A 15,877-nucleotide genomic window follows, 5' to 3' on the forward strand; every position below is an offset into this window, starting at 1 on the left:
TAGACGCAAATAGTGAGATCACGCACGGCCTCTCTGAGATTTGATTAAGACGTCAAACAGGCTTGTTTCGACACTATTGTCGGCCCAGCGAAGGCATGAAGTTAATGAGCTCTTCCGCCTTCAGGCGAAGCGGAAATCTCTATCACCAACATCTCCACATCTTTTCAGAATCGAACCACATGGCTCTTCCTCTTATCCCAGTCATTCTTTGCGGCGGCTCTGGCACGCGACTCTGGCCATTGTCACGTGATACATATCCAAAACAATTTTTGCGTTTGCTAGGTGGAGAAAGCCTATTGCAGCAAACCATGCAACGACTAAAAAAGATTGACGCGATGGGTGCGCCGCTATTGGTCTGCAATGAATCATCACGCTTTATTGCCGCAGAACAACTGCGCGAGATTGGAATCGTCGATGCAGAGATCCTTCTCGAGCCTATGCGACGTAACACGGCCCCTGCGATTGCCGTCGCTGCACTACATGCACTCGCTCAAGGGAATGATGCGATTTTGATGGTATTGCCGTCCGACCATGTCATCAAAAATCAGGTAACGTTTAGCGCCGCTATTCAGATAGCTTTAAGAGCGGCTGAAGACGGCAAGTTGGTGACGTTCGGCATTAACCCGCTTGGACCCGAAACTGGCTATGGCTATATCCGCGCCGGCACGGCATCTCACGGACAAGCACAACCCGTCTTGCAGTTTGTCGAAAAACCGGATCGCGACACTGCAGAAAAGTACCTCGCCAGCGGTAACTATTTTTGGAATAGCGGCATGTTCGTATTTCGTGCCAGCCGTTATATTGAAGAGCTGACACACTACCAACCAGAAATCGTAGCCGCCTGTCGCAATGCTTTAGAGTTGGCACAAAAAGATCTGGACTTCGTGCGACTAGATAATCAAGCCTACGCCAGCAGTCCTGATAAAGCGATTGACTATGCGGTAATGGAACGCACCGAGCATGCTTGCGTCGTTCCATTGGAAGCAGGCTGGAGTGACATTGGTTCGTGGGCTTCAGTCTGGGAAGCCTCCGACAAAGATGCCGATAGTAACGCCACCCATGGCGATGTCATGCTGCAAGACTGCCACGACTGTCTGGTGCACGGCACCACACGCCTGATCACAGCCATTGGCCTGCGCGATACAGTCATTGTAGAAACCGCCGATGCCATCCTCGTCATGAATAAAGAGCATGCGCAAAATACCAAAAATATAGTCGAAAAGCTGACCAAAATTAACCGCTCAGAGGCATCCCAGCATCGCGAAGTATCCCGCCCATGGGGATCTTATGACTCCATAGGAAACGGCAAACGTTTTCAGGTTAAACGTATTACGGTCAAACCCGGCGCCAAGCTATCACTACAAATGCATCACCATCGTGCAGAGCATTGGGTCGTGGTTACGGGTACCGCAAAAATTACCAATGGCGACCAGGAATATTTGCTCACTGAAAATCAGTCCACGTTTATCCCGGTAGGCGTCGTCCACTCACTGGAAAATCCAGGAAAAATACCGCTTGAACTAATCGAAATACAGTCCGGCACGTATTTGGGAGAAGACGACATCGTGCGACTGGAAGATCGATACGGTCGCGTCTAAAAAGGATTGGAAGGATATCAACCAACACAACGCTTCACTAATAGCGCTGTAGGTTAGTTGTTTTCTGGTTAGTTGTTTTTTGATCCGGGCGCACACTCGGGACAAGTTTTTATCCGTATGGGACTACACACCTCATTAAAATTTATATGCGACACCCACGTCAGCCAGCCCTTGTGTGACTGATGTGGCAAATACAAATGCCGAACATCTGACCGATCCCAACAAAAATCCTTCATGCACAAGACAATCACCAAAGCTATATTTCCCGTTGCCGGATTAGGTACCCGCTTTCTTCCTGCAACCAAAGCCAGCCCGAAAGAAATGCTACCGATTGTTGACAAACCCCTGATCCAGTACGCAGTCGAGGAAGCAGCAGCGGCAGGTATTACGCAAATGATTTTTGTGACCGGTCGCAACAAACGCGCAATCGAAGATCACTTCGACAAAGCCTATGAACTTGAAGCCGAACTAACCGCTAAAAACAAGCAAGAGTTACTAGACTTGCTGCGCGACATCAAACCCAAAAATGTGCAATGCATTTACGTCAGGCAGGCCGAAGCGCTAGGCTTGGGGCACGCAGTGCTCTGCGCCGAAAAGTTAGTGCACGGTGAGCCTTTCGCCGTCATCCTGGCCGATGACCTGTTGGACGGCAAGATACCAGTCATGCGGCAAATGACGGAACTCTATGCAGAACATGGCAGCAGCATTATCGGTGTAGAGGCCATTACCCTCGCACAAAGCAGATCTTATGGCGTGGTCGCAGGTACCAGAATGGATGACAAGTTACTGACACTGCACGGTATTGTAGAAAAACCAGCGCCAGAAAATGCCCCCTCCAATTTGGGTGTAGTTGGGCGCTACGTCTTGAATCCTTCGATTTTTCAATACCTGCACAACCTCCAACCCGGTGCTGGCGGCGAACTACAATTGACCGATGGCATTGCAGCGATGCTGGCCCATGAGCGAGTCCTTGCTTATCAATTTAAAGGTACCCGCTACGACTGCGGAAGCAAACAAGGCTATTTGCGGGCAACAGTCGAATTTGCGCTCAAACATCCAGAGGTAAGCGAAGAATTTCGGCACTTCCTGCGCAACCTCCCTTCAACGACATCCTCAGTAAATGAATTTGCGTCGGATGATAAACAAAGCGCACTCGCTACATCAACGTCTGTAGAAATCCCGTGAATCCACAAACAATTATGAAACCTCTTTTACAGCGCACGTGAGGCGACTGTTTTATTTGGTTAGTAGGATGATCAAATGACGTTAGTAACAAGTGGCGCAAGCATCCTGTCCAATTTTCGCGCACCACTATCACGCGCCTCATTGATTTCCTTTCAATTTTGATCCTTTACAACATGATTACTCTCTCCCCTACATTATTTAAAGCGTACGACATCCGCGGCATCGTCGGTCAAACACTGGATGCATCGATCGCCTACGATATTGGTCGGGCATTTGGGGCAGCCGTCCTGGCACAGGGCGAACATGCGGCAATCGTCGGCCGTGATGGCCGCCTCTCAGGGCCGGAGCTATCGACCGCACTGGTAAATGGCTTGCAATCAACCGGCGTGACCGTAATCGATCTCGGCGTTGTCACTACGCCCATGGTGTATTACGCCACCAACGTACTAAGCACTACTTCTGGCATTATGGTCACCGGCAGCCACAATCCTGCGGATCACAACGGATTTAAAATGGTACTGGGTGGCGAAGCGATATATGGCGACACTATTCAATTGCTATACCAGGCGATATGCGATCAAGCAATCGTCAAATCGACAGCGCAACCAAAAGAACCGGAAGAACCTGGCCAATATCGTCCGCACGACATCAAAGATTACTACCTCAAACGCATCACCAGCAACGTAAAACTGCAACGTCCAATGAAGATTGCCATTGACTGTGGTAACGGCGTAGCGGGCGCATTTGCCGCCGAGTTATATCGTGCAATGGGCTGTGAAGTCATTGAACTATTTTGCGAAGTCGACGGCAGATTCCCCAACCATCACCCCGATCCGGCCGATCCAAAAAATTTGCAGGACTTAATTCGCTGTCTAAGTGAGACTGACGCTGAGATTGGATTGGCCTTCGATGGCGACGGAGACCGTTTGGGCGTGGTGACCAAAGATGGTCAGATCATTTATCCAGATCGCCAGTTAATGCTATTTGCCAAAGATGTCCTGACACGTCATCCTGGCACTGAAATTTTATATGACGTCAAATGTACGAGACACCTCGCTCCCTGGATTATTGAACATGGCGGTAAGCCATTGATGTGCAAGACAGGTCATTCACTGGTCAAGGCAAAAATGCGGGAAACCCGTGCGCCACTCGGCGGGGAAATGAGTGGACATGTATTCTTTAAAGACCGCTGGTACGGCTTTGATGACGGCATGTACGCGGGAGCGCGTCTGCTGGAACTGCTTAGCAACGAAACCGATCCTTCGGCGATCCTTAATGGACTGCCACAATCGATCAGCACGCCAGAGTTACATATCAAACTTAATGAGGGCGAAAGTGTTCCACTGATCGCACACTTGCTGAGCCACGCCACATTCCCCGGCGCAGTTGAAGTGATAAAAATTGACGGCTTGCGCGTCGAATACCCCGATGGTTTTGGACTAGCCCGCGCATCCAACACGACCTCTGTCATTGTCATGCGTTTTGAAGCTGAATCAGTGGAAGCGTTAGGCCGTATACAAAATGCCTTTAAACGGGTGATCTTGGACGCCAGGCCGGATGCAGTCTTGCCTTATTAATGCAATCACATTGCCTTAATAAGGCAGGAGGGTGAGCTGCCACTCCGGTCGACGCAAGTGGCAGAACTAAAGGCGCGACACCTAAGCATATCGGGTACAAATCGTAGCCCTATGATGCCGGACTACCTTTATTCACCCTCTGGAAAAACGCGACTATTAAGTCTATTAAGCCCATCAATTCGCAACGCAGCAGCTTCCGCCAGCATCTGAGATGACGTTCCCGCCAGCCGCAGCAAACGCTCGGTATCTCTAATATTCAGTAACGGCCTCGCATCACCGCTGTCTCTATCCATCATGCTGAAATGGACCAGCTCAATGCATGTTTGTATTCCCAGACAAACATCTTTAGCCAACGCATAAAATTCCGCAGTTGGTTCATTTCTGTGGTGGATGGGTAGCCATGAAAATGCCTGGTGAAGTGACTCTGGCTCTGTTGAGGACGATGGCGGTGTCGTGTTCGGTTTGCTCATGATTGCGTTTCCGAACTGTCATGTTGGGATAGGTGATTAAACCGTGCAGATTGATTCAGGTCAGGCGAGACGGCATTCAGCATTGTTTGGTCCTCTTTTGCGGTTAAACCGCGCCCCGTTATCAAGCGGGGTGGGCGGCAAATGGCAGGGTTGATAAACTGGCGCAAAAAAGAAAACCAGCAAGCCCTAAGGCTTCCCTGCCACCGCCGCCCGTTGAGGACGTACGAAGACAGACACACGTAAAAAAACGGCATTGCGCCGTTTGTGCGCTTTTTTGCATTCAGGTTATCAAGCCTGTTCCCTTTTTTTTCAGGGACGAAAAGAGTATAAAGCATCACCGCGACTTCTGGGAAGTGTAGATTTTCAGTCGGTAAACAATTGCCGTGCAATATTTAACCCTCTTGCTCGCCGACATCAATTAAAACGGTATACTTATGCACCGGATGAGGCAGTTCAAGTGATTCATCAACGCGTAAAATTTAGCTGACCAAATCGCGGTGACTAACGCCGCGCCTATTTATGTTTCCATGGATGAGTATTACCAGACTTGCCGATACCACAGTGATGCTTCCGCTTGCAGCGGCGTGCACAGTTTGGTTAGCGTGCGGGCGCGCCTGGCGCATGGCTTTCTGGTGGTGCCTGCTATTCGCCCTGGGCTTGACACTCGTTGCAGCAACAAAAATCGCTTTTATCGGATGGGGTATCGGCATTCAGGCACTTGATTTCACTGGATTCAGTGGACATGCCATGCGAACTACCGCGGTCATGCCAGTACTGTTTTATTTATTGTTGCAAAAATCATCTCCCACTGTACGAACTCTTGGCGTGCTGCTCGGAATCGCTTTAGGCGTGTTAATCGGCATATCACGGCTGGCTGTGCAGGTGCATTCTGTCTCAGAGGTTGTCAGCGGCTGTATTCTGGGCGCATTCGTCAGTGTCGGCTTTATTTGGATTTCAAGCACTCTACCTAAACCAATCTTGCATCGTTGGTTAATTGCACTGAGTCTGATTGTTTTGATTCCCGCGCCGATGGCAAAGCCAGCACCGACAGATCGATGGCTGAATGCCATTTCCCTATCCATCTCAGGACACGAAAAACCGTTCGAACGTGGATACTCTGGGAAAAGTCACTGCTGCGTGTCAGAACCGGATTAATGATTCTCCACTAGCAATTAGTTTAAATATAGAACCGCAGCGCGCAAGGTTGCCGCGCTGCCTTAATGACCTCTACGTTCGGGAGCCTGCCGACCACACCATAAATAAAAGCTTCATGTAGCACGGGCAAGCGATGCTTCCAAGGCAATAGAATCCGGTCAATCCCAAAGCAAGATTATTGACTCTTACTTTTGGGCAATCGAATGCCAGACGCTATGCTCTCAAAATCTCTCTTCGGCACAGTGTCACTCACTGGCAAATACCGTTCAAGTAATATCTCGTACTGCATCAAAACGTCCGGCCAGGTAAATGCCTCTTGAAAACGACGTTGACCGTGTTGTCGCAGTTTTGCTAGCTTCGCTGGATTAACAAGCAACTCATCCATCGCACGCGCAAAGTCAGCTGCTCCATTAAAATATACCGCGCCCTCGCCCGCCACCCAACGATTAAAACGATTGTCATGCGCAATCACTGGATTGCCTGCACCCATCGCCTCGACCAATGAAGGGTTAGTTCCACCTACTTGATGTCCGTGCACGTACGCGGCGCTATGCAAACGTAAAGCCTGAACCACCGCCTTATCGTATATCGCACCAACAAAACGCACTTCGTCGCTAGCGGCTTCCAGCACAGAGCGATGATATGCATTATTTTGCTGGTAATTACCTAGCACGACCAATTGATAACCGCGTGGTCTTGCAGAGAAACCCTGCACCACTTCCAAAATAGAATTTTCAGGCTCGGCTCGCGCAATGACGGTCAAATATCGGCCTGCCTCCAACCCCAATGCATGGACCGGCTCAAGCGGTGCGGTGGTCACGCTATCCGCCCCGTAAGGTATGGTGGTGATCTTATTGGCTGACACGCGCGATTGTAAATGCGCCTTGATTTGCGGGTGATCTGCCACCAGATGATTACCTAGCCAGCAGCCAGCCCAGTCATTTAGCCAAAACCATAATTTGGCGCACTTACCCCACTTAACGCGCGACCATTCGATACCGTCCATGTTGATCAGGTTCGGAACTTCTTTGATCCGCAACAGCGCACAAAATATTGCCGTGTTATAGCCAAGCGTCAGACATAAATCGCCAAACTTAGCTGCATGCACCGTGGCCTTCCAGTCAAAAAGCATCGTACCCTTAGATCCGGTTTGTGACACAGGAATACGAACACGCTCGACACCCCGCCAGGTATCTTCGAATAGTGTGCCAGCACCATCCTCTTGACAATACACGATGACCCGCCAACCTCGCGCCACCAAGTAAAGTGCCAAGTGTTCAGCAAATGTTTCAAAGCCGCCGTGCGCAGCAGGTATCCCGCGCGTGCCAAGGATACGTAAGGTTCGAACCAAACTACTCACAATTGTTTCCTCCCAAAGTTTTTTTATTGCTTTAAATATGCTTGCTCGATGCTTTACGCATCACTTCATTCAATTGCGTCGCATAGCCTGTTAAACAGAACAGTGCTGCAGAGGGTTATGAGAATGTGCAAGTACCTAATATTTTTTTAAAATTATTTTTATCCAATACCTATGATGTTGAGCAGTTTTTTATCAACCCATCTACGAATTATGCGAGCCGTATAAATTCGGAAGAATAAAAAACATTTATTTTCAAGGCTTGGCTCGACCAAAAACATCCTGCACTTGCTCAAGATAACTAAAGCCCATTTTTTTTGTTGGCTCAATATAAGACCCCTCTCCAAACTCATTCCAGCAACAGATCACACCCATGCGACGTGTGAGCGCGACGTGACTGTCCATGAAACTTTTGGCGACCTCTAAGTGCTTCCTAAACTCCTGCGGTGTTGAAATAGATTTATCATGCTCAGCATCGCTGCTACCGCCCCAAGGCCGCTTATCCCAACCCGAGGTCATGGGCACAATCAATGGAAGATTTCCTTTTTCAGAAAAGCGCTGCCAGTGCTCCCTATATCCGCGATCAAGCTCGGTATAACTGTGCGACTGAGCAGGAGTATCCGGACCTTGGTGGTAGTTGTATGCTGAAAAAGCAGCATATCCCGACGTTTTTGCATAGGAACTGATCATTGGTACATTTGCCCCTGAGCCAGCGACAAAATCGATTCCAGGCCATCCATTTTCTCGAGCAATTGTCTGCGCACTTTCGAGTAACTCCTTCGTAGTACTTCCAAAAGATTCAGCTTGCTTTTTTAGCTCATCAGCAGAAAATATATAGACTACCGGTCTGCCATCAATTCGCATAAATTCTGGACGGGGAAAATAATACTTTACCCAATACCGGACCATTACTAGCCAATCGTCATGACTCTTCGGCATACCGTCGTGGTTTGCCCAAAGGATTGAAAATTTTAATTTGTCGCGGTTGGGTGCACGCATAAATGCAGCCAATGCATGCTCCAGATAGACGTGTTGACCAATACCAAAATACCAGTCAAAAACCACAAAATTAATGCCATATTTATTCATCCAGTCGATTTGCTGGTGCATGACATTGTCAGCACCTTCATCATACCAACCCAGTGCTGGCTCTTTATCGGGAAAAGCCTTCAAACGGTCCCATGGATTATCTGCAGGGGCATGAGGCTGATGATTTTTCCAACCAGGAAAATAGAACACGCCGACTTGATAGTCCTGCCTTGTTGCAGGCGTCGCGGTCGTGCTCAGTCCCAGTATACAAATACTCAGAACCAGCCTTGTAATCATTACTAACATTCGCATATGTCAAAACCTTTGAAATCTCTAATGGTTGCTAAGTAACAAGCGCGTACTTGACATGCTGGCCCATCCCACGTGAACGACAACGCACGTTCACGACCAACAGCAGAAAGTCGACCACGCTCTAGAGGATTATCGAGAAGCCGCTGTATCGCCGCCGCCAATGCATCGACGTCATCCGGTGCTACTAGCAGTCCTGCATCTCCGACAACCTCAGGAATTGCCGTTGTATTACTCGCGATGACTGGCACTCCAGCGGCCATTGCCTCCAGCGGAGGCATGCCGAATCCTTCTGCAAAGGCAGGATATACAAACAAACAGGCGTGTCGATATAGGACCGGGAGTTCAACATCGGACACATTTTCAAGAACGTGTACGCGTTCACAAAGGTCTAATCGCGTAATCGTCGTAAAAACGTCATCGAATCGAAAATCTCGTTGTCCGATTAGTACCAGGTCGGGGACCTCTCCCTTTAACAACGCGTAAGCTTCAATCAAACTACGGTGGTTTTTGCGCGGCTCCAGACGGCCAACAGAAAGAATATAGCCTCTTGAAACTAGTTTCCACTGCTCCAGCAAGTGCCCACCCTCTTTGCCCGGTGTAAACCGCGTGAGATCAGCACCATTCAGCGCCACCGAAATACGACTTTCAGGAACGCCGTAAAGCCTTGTAATCTCAGATCGGGAAAATTCACTTACCGCAAATACGTGCGCCGCATTCTTAGCTGCCAAGCGCATAAGCACCCGAGAGCGCAGCACGAATATCGGCTCAAAATACTCAGGATGCGTCTCAAACAATACGTCATGAATCGTCACCATTCCCTTGCAGGGCAATGGCCACGGCAGAATATATTGGGTGTGAACAATGTCAAGTTTGTACTTACGAGAAAGCCGTGGAAGCTGCCAGTAAAGCCGCTTTAACGGATTGGCGTGCGGCATCTTTATGCTGTGAACATTAGATGAGGAAAAGATGGACGACAAGGTAGGCAGTATTTCTGGCTTATCCAAAAATAGAAAAAAATCGATATCAGGAGATTGTGCGATTACCCTGGAAAATAATTCCAATACGTGCGTACGTGAGCCTTGAAATTTACCATCAAGGACATGAAAATCAATGCCAATTCGGGGTCTCATGCACAAGCACCTGATTTTTCATGTTGTTTAATATACTCACGCATACTGCGAACCAACTGCTCCGCGCGCGAAGATGAAAATTTTTCCCGCGCAGCATCACGGTCTGCCGTGAAATCATTGTCCGGCGCATCAAGTGCCTCAAGCACTTGAGTAGAAAAATCCTCAGGTGTATCGGCACAACGAAAATGGCGCGTAACCTCCGCAGGAAGTCCCGTCAATCCCTGCGTTGTAGATACTAATTGTGACGGGCTGAATAGCATTTCAACCGACTTCACATTAACGCCACTGCCGGAAAATACTGGATTCACCAGTACACGCGCATCCCTGAGTATCGGCACCACGTCGTCCGGATCCATAATCAAACAGACACCATGCTTGTGTGCGGCAGCGATAATTTTCTCAACTGGGCGTGAGCCAGCAATGAATATTCGCAGCGTTGGACGCACGGCTCGTAATCGCCCAATCACCTCTTCCAACAGCCACATGACGCCATCTACATTATTCGGGGCGAAAAGATTACCCAAATAACCAACATCAAAATTAGGCTCCTCTTCTCTGGGGCTGCTCAAACGCGCTGCAAATATCGGATCTACCATCGGCGGTAGCCACTCGCCATTATTCATACCGGCATCTTTCCAAAAACGTAAATCATCTATCGAAATATCGAAAAATCTTGTGGCATGCCGTAAAGTTGCCAACTCAAAATTATGCAGATGTAAAAGATTTAATCCCCAAACCAACCGGTCACGCAGACTCGTTGCTTTAGCAACTTGTCGACGCATATACAAATGCTCGATATTGTGTGATCGACAGACCATAGGAATGTCCTCTGCATCCGCAACCTCACTCGCTAAAATGCCACCATAAATACTTTCAAGCCAAACAGCATCTGGCTTAAATGCCTGTATAAGTGTCAATAATTCTGCACGATCTTTCGCTGCGAGTACGCGTGACGCGACGTGAGAGGGCCAGCGAAATAATCGAAGTAATCTAATAATTCGCTGAAAGATGGACCGTTCGATCACGTAAAAATTAAGACCGGAAACCTGCTCACGCATAGCTCCCAAAGCCCATTCCGTAGGCATCTCGTCTCGTCTATCGCCGCTCCAGAAAACGAGAAAAATTTCGACACCTGCAGCCTTTAACGCGCAAAGGCGACGCCATACATCAACACGTCCACCATGGTTGGCAGGATACGGGGCTTCGTTACAGATAAAAATCAAACGCACGTGATACCCTCTTTTTAATTTTTATAAGATAAATATTGAGTCAAAATTGTTGTATATTGTTTTTACATAAATTATGTAAATAATTTAGTTATTTATTTAATTCAATATCATTGTAAAAAGTACAAAAGATGATAAAAGCGGCTTCAAACTCACGGCGTTTCAAATACACTAAAGCCTCAAAGCAGATTGACCGGAATACACTCCAATAGTGCTGAGGGGTATGGCGACGTGCAAAAAGCAGGCGATTACGGTATAGATAATGCAGAGACTTGGCTGAGGGGAGCGACCGGTGGCTAGAACCAATCGAAGCCCCTTCTTTATGTAATACAACGCTACCTGGTTCCCACGCCAGAATAAATTTCCCCTTTGCCCGCATAGCCCAATCTATCTCCTCGAAATAGAGAAAATAATCTTCGCACATCAATCCTACGTCTTTGAGAAACGCGCGCGAAACCATCATCGAAGCACCAACCACATAGTCCAGCGATTGTTCGATCAACTTCTGATTACGAGGCACCGAGAGTTCTTCACCTAAGCCGAGATGAGCGCCTATACCACGCTTGAAATCAAAACGTGAACCGCCCAACGCCTGCACCGTATCTGGCGCATCGAAATACGCCAGAGTAGACCCACATATGCCAATTTTTGAATCAGCCAGCATGCGTGACAATAATGCGACGAGCGATGATGCATTGACGACCGTATCATTATTCAATAGCCAGATGAAGTCGTAATCGTGAGCCAAAGCGTATCGAATACCGACGTTATTACCTCCGGCAAAACCTAAATTCCCCCCCGTATTGATCAACACCAATGAAGGATCATCTGTGTTACCACCCTCTTCCGCCCGATCTCTGTCGTACTCAGCCCAACGTAGCGGGCGCACAGCATGCGTGGTAACAAAAGCGGGCTGCGTCAGATTCTTATCCGCACCATTGGCCCAATCACGAATATGGGCCATAGAATCATCTTGCGACCCGTTGTCGCACACTATGACACGCGACCCATTTGGCAACGTCGGAAAGAGACTGTCAAGACATGCGATGGTGTCGCGCCAGCCATTCCAATTTAGGAGAACGACAGCTATTGGTGGCGACATCAACTTTTCCGTTCAAGGTGAATAGGATTACCCGACACATTTAACGAGTTATTTTCTGTTCGAGCCGAAAGTAACAATCCAAGAAATATGTAAAATAATGGAAACAATTCCGACAGCGCATGAACAAATAATAAAAATAGAGAAAAAGTCGCAATAGAAATTGCCAACATGTGTTGAAGTTTTATCCCGTTTTTAATGGAAACTTTATGCCACGAAATTTTAAATGCCATAATGAAAATAGCCATTAGCAATAACATAGAAATTATTCCACTCTCTAGTCCTACTAATAAAAAATAATTATCGACAATATTACCCAGTCGACCGATGCCGACACCCTCAACAGCATGTGTTGGGCCAAAACCAGTCAAAGGTGAGGAGAATATTTTAGGTATAGCCGTTTGCAATACTTTGAAACGATAGAAAGAGCTGTTGCTCTCTTCACGGGTAGTTCCTTTTAGCAACTGCATTATCCAGGTGCCGATGCCGAAAACAATGACGAAGCTCCACCCAGTAGCTTGCGTGAAAAGAAAAATTTTTAACACACCATTTTTACATCGAAGCCACCATCCGGCACTATTTATCAGAATGATTGCCAACGCTGTCATCAAGAGCAAAGCCAAGCCTGAGCGTGTACCTGAAAGGAATGAGCAAGTTACAAGCCCAATCAAAGAAATGAACCAAATTATTTTTTTCCAACCAGAGGAATAACGAAAGACCCACCAAGCAAGCGGAAGCATTGCGGCAGCGTATTGGGCTAAAACTAAAGGATGTGCGAAGGTTCCGTTTGCCCTGTAACGTAAATCCCGTGTTTTATCTGCGAATGCTAAAGCAGTCGTAGTATTAGCATATGAAACAATGGATTTTAATAAATTCACTTTTACTATGAACTCTACAGTCGTTATTATTGCCACAAAAATACTGGCAAGAACCAAAGCTTTCACAATCGACTTTATATCTTCGTTATCGCGAACTATGCAAATTACAGATAACATTAAAACGATATTTGTAAAAATCTCTTCCTTAATATAGCCATAAATATAAATTATCGGATAAGGATCTAAGCCGAATGACAATACCCTGAAGAAATGATAAAGGGCTAGTAAACTAAACAGAATCCAATATTGGGAGATACATTTTCCAATACGATTGAATTCAAATTTAGAAAATAAAAACTGATAGATCATCAATCCAAACAACATCATTTTTATAAGACGTGGTGGTGCCAAATTGGGCAATCCACCAACCTTTAATTCACCGTATCCAGGCCATAAAAAAATAGTGAAAATCAAAACCAGTAATATCCAACGCAGAACAGTTGCGCTCTCAATACGCCGAACCGACGTGTTTGATACTTTAAATGTCGTATTTAAATACATAATCAGTTATGCAAAGCTGCATCAAAACGTGAAACCGCAACATCCCAAGTAAATTCGGCGATATAGCGCTGCGCCTTCTTGCTCTGCTCAATGCGAGCATTGCTATCGTTGAGCAAATGCAAAAGTGGTGGAACCAGTGAGTCAGGGGTACGTGCCCGACCAAACCGTGTCGTCTCCCCGTTAACGCCATATTCTCGATGTCCGCCAATATCGGTTAACACGGTGGCGGCACTACAAAGCATTGCTTCAGCGGGCGGTAAAGGCCACCCTTCTGCCCAGGATGGCGAGAGAAATATCGCGGCGCGGTTATATAGGCTGCGCAGTAAGTCCTGCGATGGCAACTGGTGATACTCAAACCATGGCTCCAGACCTGCTGGCTCCTGAGGGACGCCAAAAAGAATAACCTTCAGATCAGGTACGCTGACCTTGGCGGTACGCAAAGCGGTCAGACCATCGACAGATCCTTTCCAATCAAAGTTGTGATAAAGCATGATGACGGTATGGGGATCTCGGGATGCTGCCGGAATATCTGTACCGAAGGCAACAAAGTCAACGCCATTAGGAATGTAATGCGCGGTATGCCCCTCACCGATGGCTATTTGTCGCAACCAATCTGCTATCACTATCTTTTGTAACGGTAACCGCCAAGTGGCAAGAACGCGATCACGGTCACCGCTCCACTCCTCAAAGTGCTGAATGAAGTAGAATTTTTTTCCACAACTGACTGGCAGCTTTACGGCGATTTCGGCTGTTTCCCACGCTGTTGCGATGAGTGCATCAGCCTTGCCGAGTGAGGACGGAGTCATACTCAGGACCATGCGCATCTTCACACGAGGGTCAACCTTAAACCAATCAGTGGGAAGCCAGTCGCCTTTTAAGCGCGACTTGGCATAACGCGCCCATTGTCTAAGTGCTGTTGCATCAGGCACCATGATCATCTGGTGGGTCACCGTGACATCATGACCCCGCGCGACCAAGCCGTTCGCATACTCATAGACAACCTTATACCCACCAACAGGATGGTGTCCCGGTGTAGGAAGAAGAAAATTTATTTTCACGAAGTGAGCCCCTTCAGTTTTTCGATCAAGACTCTTGGAGTCAACAGCGCCCGATCGCGGATAGGTGGTACTGCCTTTTCCAAATGGGCTTTAATTTCTTTACGCGATGCAAAGACGCGCTCGACCATGGGTATCAAATTACCTTCAATATCCTCAATATTTACGACGTTTTCATCTTGACCCAACATACTCATGATGCCATTGGTCTTACGTTCATAGGCAATCGCAACAATAGGCGTCCCAGTGCACATGGTCAAAATATTGGCGTGCATCCGAGTTCCAATAAGCATTTCAAATCGACTGTAGAGTACTTGCAAAGCAAGCGGAGAAAGATCTTCATCAAGAACGCGTACGCGATTTATATTCCGCATTCTTTTTACTACCTCACGCGACACTTCAACGTCCCTGCCACCAGAAAGAATGCATTGCGGGACAAAAAAAGCGGTACCGTTGGTAAGCTCTATCATTCGGTCTGTCGCTTGTGCGACCTCAACTAAATATTTTTCCATCCAAACTTCGGGATGGGCCTTGCTTGGAAAGTTATGTTCGCGCACCGATACGCCTACCCATGGTTGTGGGTACTGATTTAACGACTCCGCAACTGATGCAAATTCGCTGGTACCGCGCCCATCATCTGCTAATCCAAATGCTGCATCTGGCACCAATACGACTCGGTCCATTGCGACACCATATTCTTTCAGTCGCTTCAACGAAAATTCCTCGCGCACAGAAATAACATCCATTTTTTTTAGTATTTCTTCAGCCCACTTCCTATGCACTCCCTCAAATGGCCCAAGTGATTGTGCATAAATTACAACTGGCTTACCCGCAGCTTTTGCCATGCTGAGCGTTAACCAATGAAATAACCAGTAATCCTCACCCAAGGTCGTCGCTTGCAAATATCCCCCTGGAAGGGAAACAACCAAATCACATTCCAAAATTTCACGCGCTGTGGGCGCAATGCAACCAAGAAGACGATATCCAAATTGCTTCGGTAGGCAAATACGAATCAGGAGCCATGCCCGAAATACCAAAACTACCATTCCCAGCACCAATCGCAATAACGTTGGCGACCAGGTTCCCGACTTATGAATACATTTTGACACCCGCCCTGAAGGGTCTAATGGCATGGCAACGACGCGCTCTTTGTAGCGCTGTGCATCCAGAACGTGAGTGAACGATGTGAACGAAAGTTCAACATCAGGAACAAACTGACGCAGCGCCTGTGCCGTCGCAATTAATAATGCTGCATCGCCTTTGTTATTCCATGTGAAGCTACCAGCTACAAAAATTCGTTTCATT

At 47.6% G+C, this 15,877-nt stretch carries 13 protein-coding genes; 4 read left to right on the top strand and 9 right to left on the bottom strand.

The features are described 5' to 3' along the window. Positions 1-179 precede the first annotated feature (179 nt). The 3 genes from QN379_RS07265 (at position 180) to QN379_RS07275 (ending at position 4,360) form a co-directional block, all read left to right on the top strand. Positions 180-1,598 carry a mannose-1-phosphate guanylyltransferase/mannose-6-phosphate isomerase gene (locus QN379_RS07265; protein WP_322237928.1) on the top strand — a complete coding sequence of 473 codons (1,419 nt, stop codon included), beginning with the start codon at positions 180-182 and terminating at the stop codon, positions 1,596-1,598. A gap of 234 nt (positions 1,599-1,832) precedes the next feature. Further along, positions 1,833-2,783, top strand: coding sequence for a UTP--glucose-1-phosphate uridylyltransferase GalU (galU, locus tag QN379_RS07270; RefSeq protein WP_322237926.1), 951 nt, complete (start codon positions 1,833-1,835; stop codon positions 2,781-2,783). Between the two features lie 173 nt (positions 2,784-2,956). Beyond that, positions 2,957-4,360, top strand: a complete 1,404-nt coding sequence (locus QN379_RS07275) for a phosphomannomutase/phosphoglucomutase (protein WP_322237924.1) — start codon at positions 2,957-2,959, stop codon at positions 4,358-4,360. Positions 4,361-4,488: 128 nt separating this feature from the next. Here QN379_RS07275 and QN379_RS07280 read toward each other — a convergent pair whose 3' ends face one another. Then, on the bottom strand, positions 4,489-4,830 hold the full coding sequence (locus QN379_RS07280; protein WP_323506358.1) for a hypothetical protein: 342 nt from the start codon (positions 4,828-4,830) through the stop codon (positions 4,489-4,491). Positions 4,831-5,361: 531 nt separating this feature from the next. Between QN379_RS07280 and QN379_RS07285 the strand changes: the two genes are divergently transcribed. Beyond that, positions 5,362-5,985, top strand: a complete 624-nt coding sequence (locus tag QN379_RS07285) for a phosphatase PAP2 family protein (protein WP_323506359.1) — start codon at positions 5,362-5,364, stop codon at positions 5,983-5,985. A 175-nt stretch (positions 5,986-6,160) separates the two neighbouring features. On the opposite strand, the gene QN379_RS07290 is transcribed toward QN379_RS07285, so the two are convergent. The 8 genes from QN379_RS07290 to QN379_RS07325 form a co-directional block, all read right to left on the bottom strand. Next, complete coding sequence (locus QN379_RS07290; protein WP_323506360.1) at positions 6,161-7,345, bottom strand: DUF1972 domain-containing protein; 1,185 nt, start codon at positions 7,343-7,345, stop codon at positions 6,161-6,163. A gap of 252 nt (positions 7,346-7,597) precedes the next feature. Continuing rightward, positions 7,598-8,683: a glycoside hydrolase family 99-like domain-containing protein gene (locus QN379_RS07295; protein ID WP_323506361.1), complete on the bottom strand. Its 1,086-nt coding sequence runs from the start codon at positions 8,681-8,683 to the stop codon at positions 7,598-7,600. Continuing rightward, complete coding sequence (locus tag QN379_RS07300; protein ID WP_323506362.1) at positions 8,671-9,813, bottom strand: glycosyltransferase family 1 protein; 1,143 nt, start codon at positions 9,811-9,813, stop codon at positions 8,671-8,673. The genes QN379_RS07295 and QN379_RS07300 overlap by 13 nt, the downstream gene beginning before the upstream one ends. After that, complete coding sequence (locus QN379_RS07305; RefSeq protein ID WP_323506363.1) at positions 9,810-11,042, bottom strand: glycosyltransferase; 1,233 nt, start codon at positions 11,040-11,042, stop codon at positions 9,810-9,812. The genes QN379_RS07300 and QN379_RS07305 overlap by 4 nt, the downstream gene beginning before the upstream one ends. Before the next feature lie 88 nt (positions 11,043-11,130). Next, positions 11,131-12,003, bottom strand: a complete 873-nt coding sequence (locus tag QN379_RS07310; RefSeq protein WP_323506364.1) for a glycosyltransferase family 2 protein — start codon at positions 12,001-12,003, stop codon at positions 11,131-11,133. A 137-nt stretch (positions 12,004-12,140) separates the two neighbouring features. Continuing rightward, positions 12,141-13,517 carry a hypothetical protein gene (locus QN379_RS07315; protein WP_323506365.1) on the bottom strand — a complete coding sequence of 459 codons (1,377 nt, stop codon included), beginning with the start codon at positions 13,515-13,517 and terminating at the stop codon, positions 12,141-12,143. A 2-nt stretch (positions 13,518-13,519) separates the two neighbouring features. Next, on the bottom strand, positions 13,520-14,575 hold the full coding sequence (locus QN379_RS07320) for a glycosyltransferase family 4 protein (RefSeq protein WP_323506366.1): 1,056 nt from the start codon (positions 14,573-14,575) through the stop codon (positions 13,520-13,522). Further along, a complete protein-coding gene (locus QN379_RS07325; RefSeq protein WP_323506367.1) occupies positions 14,572-15,876 on the bottom strand; it encodes a polysaccharide pyruvyl transferase family protein in 1,305 nt (434 codons plus the stop codon). Before QN379_RS07325 ends, QN379_RS07320 begins: the two co-directional genes overlap by 4 nt. Between the last annotated feature and the right edge of the window lies 1 nt (position 15,877).

The organism is Glaciimonas sp. Gout2, assembly GCF_035018905.1.
In the GTDB taxonomy this organism is placed as follows: domain Bacteria; phylum Pseudomonadota; class Gammaproteobacteria; order Burkholderiales; family Burkholderiaceae_D; genus Glaciimonas.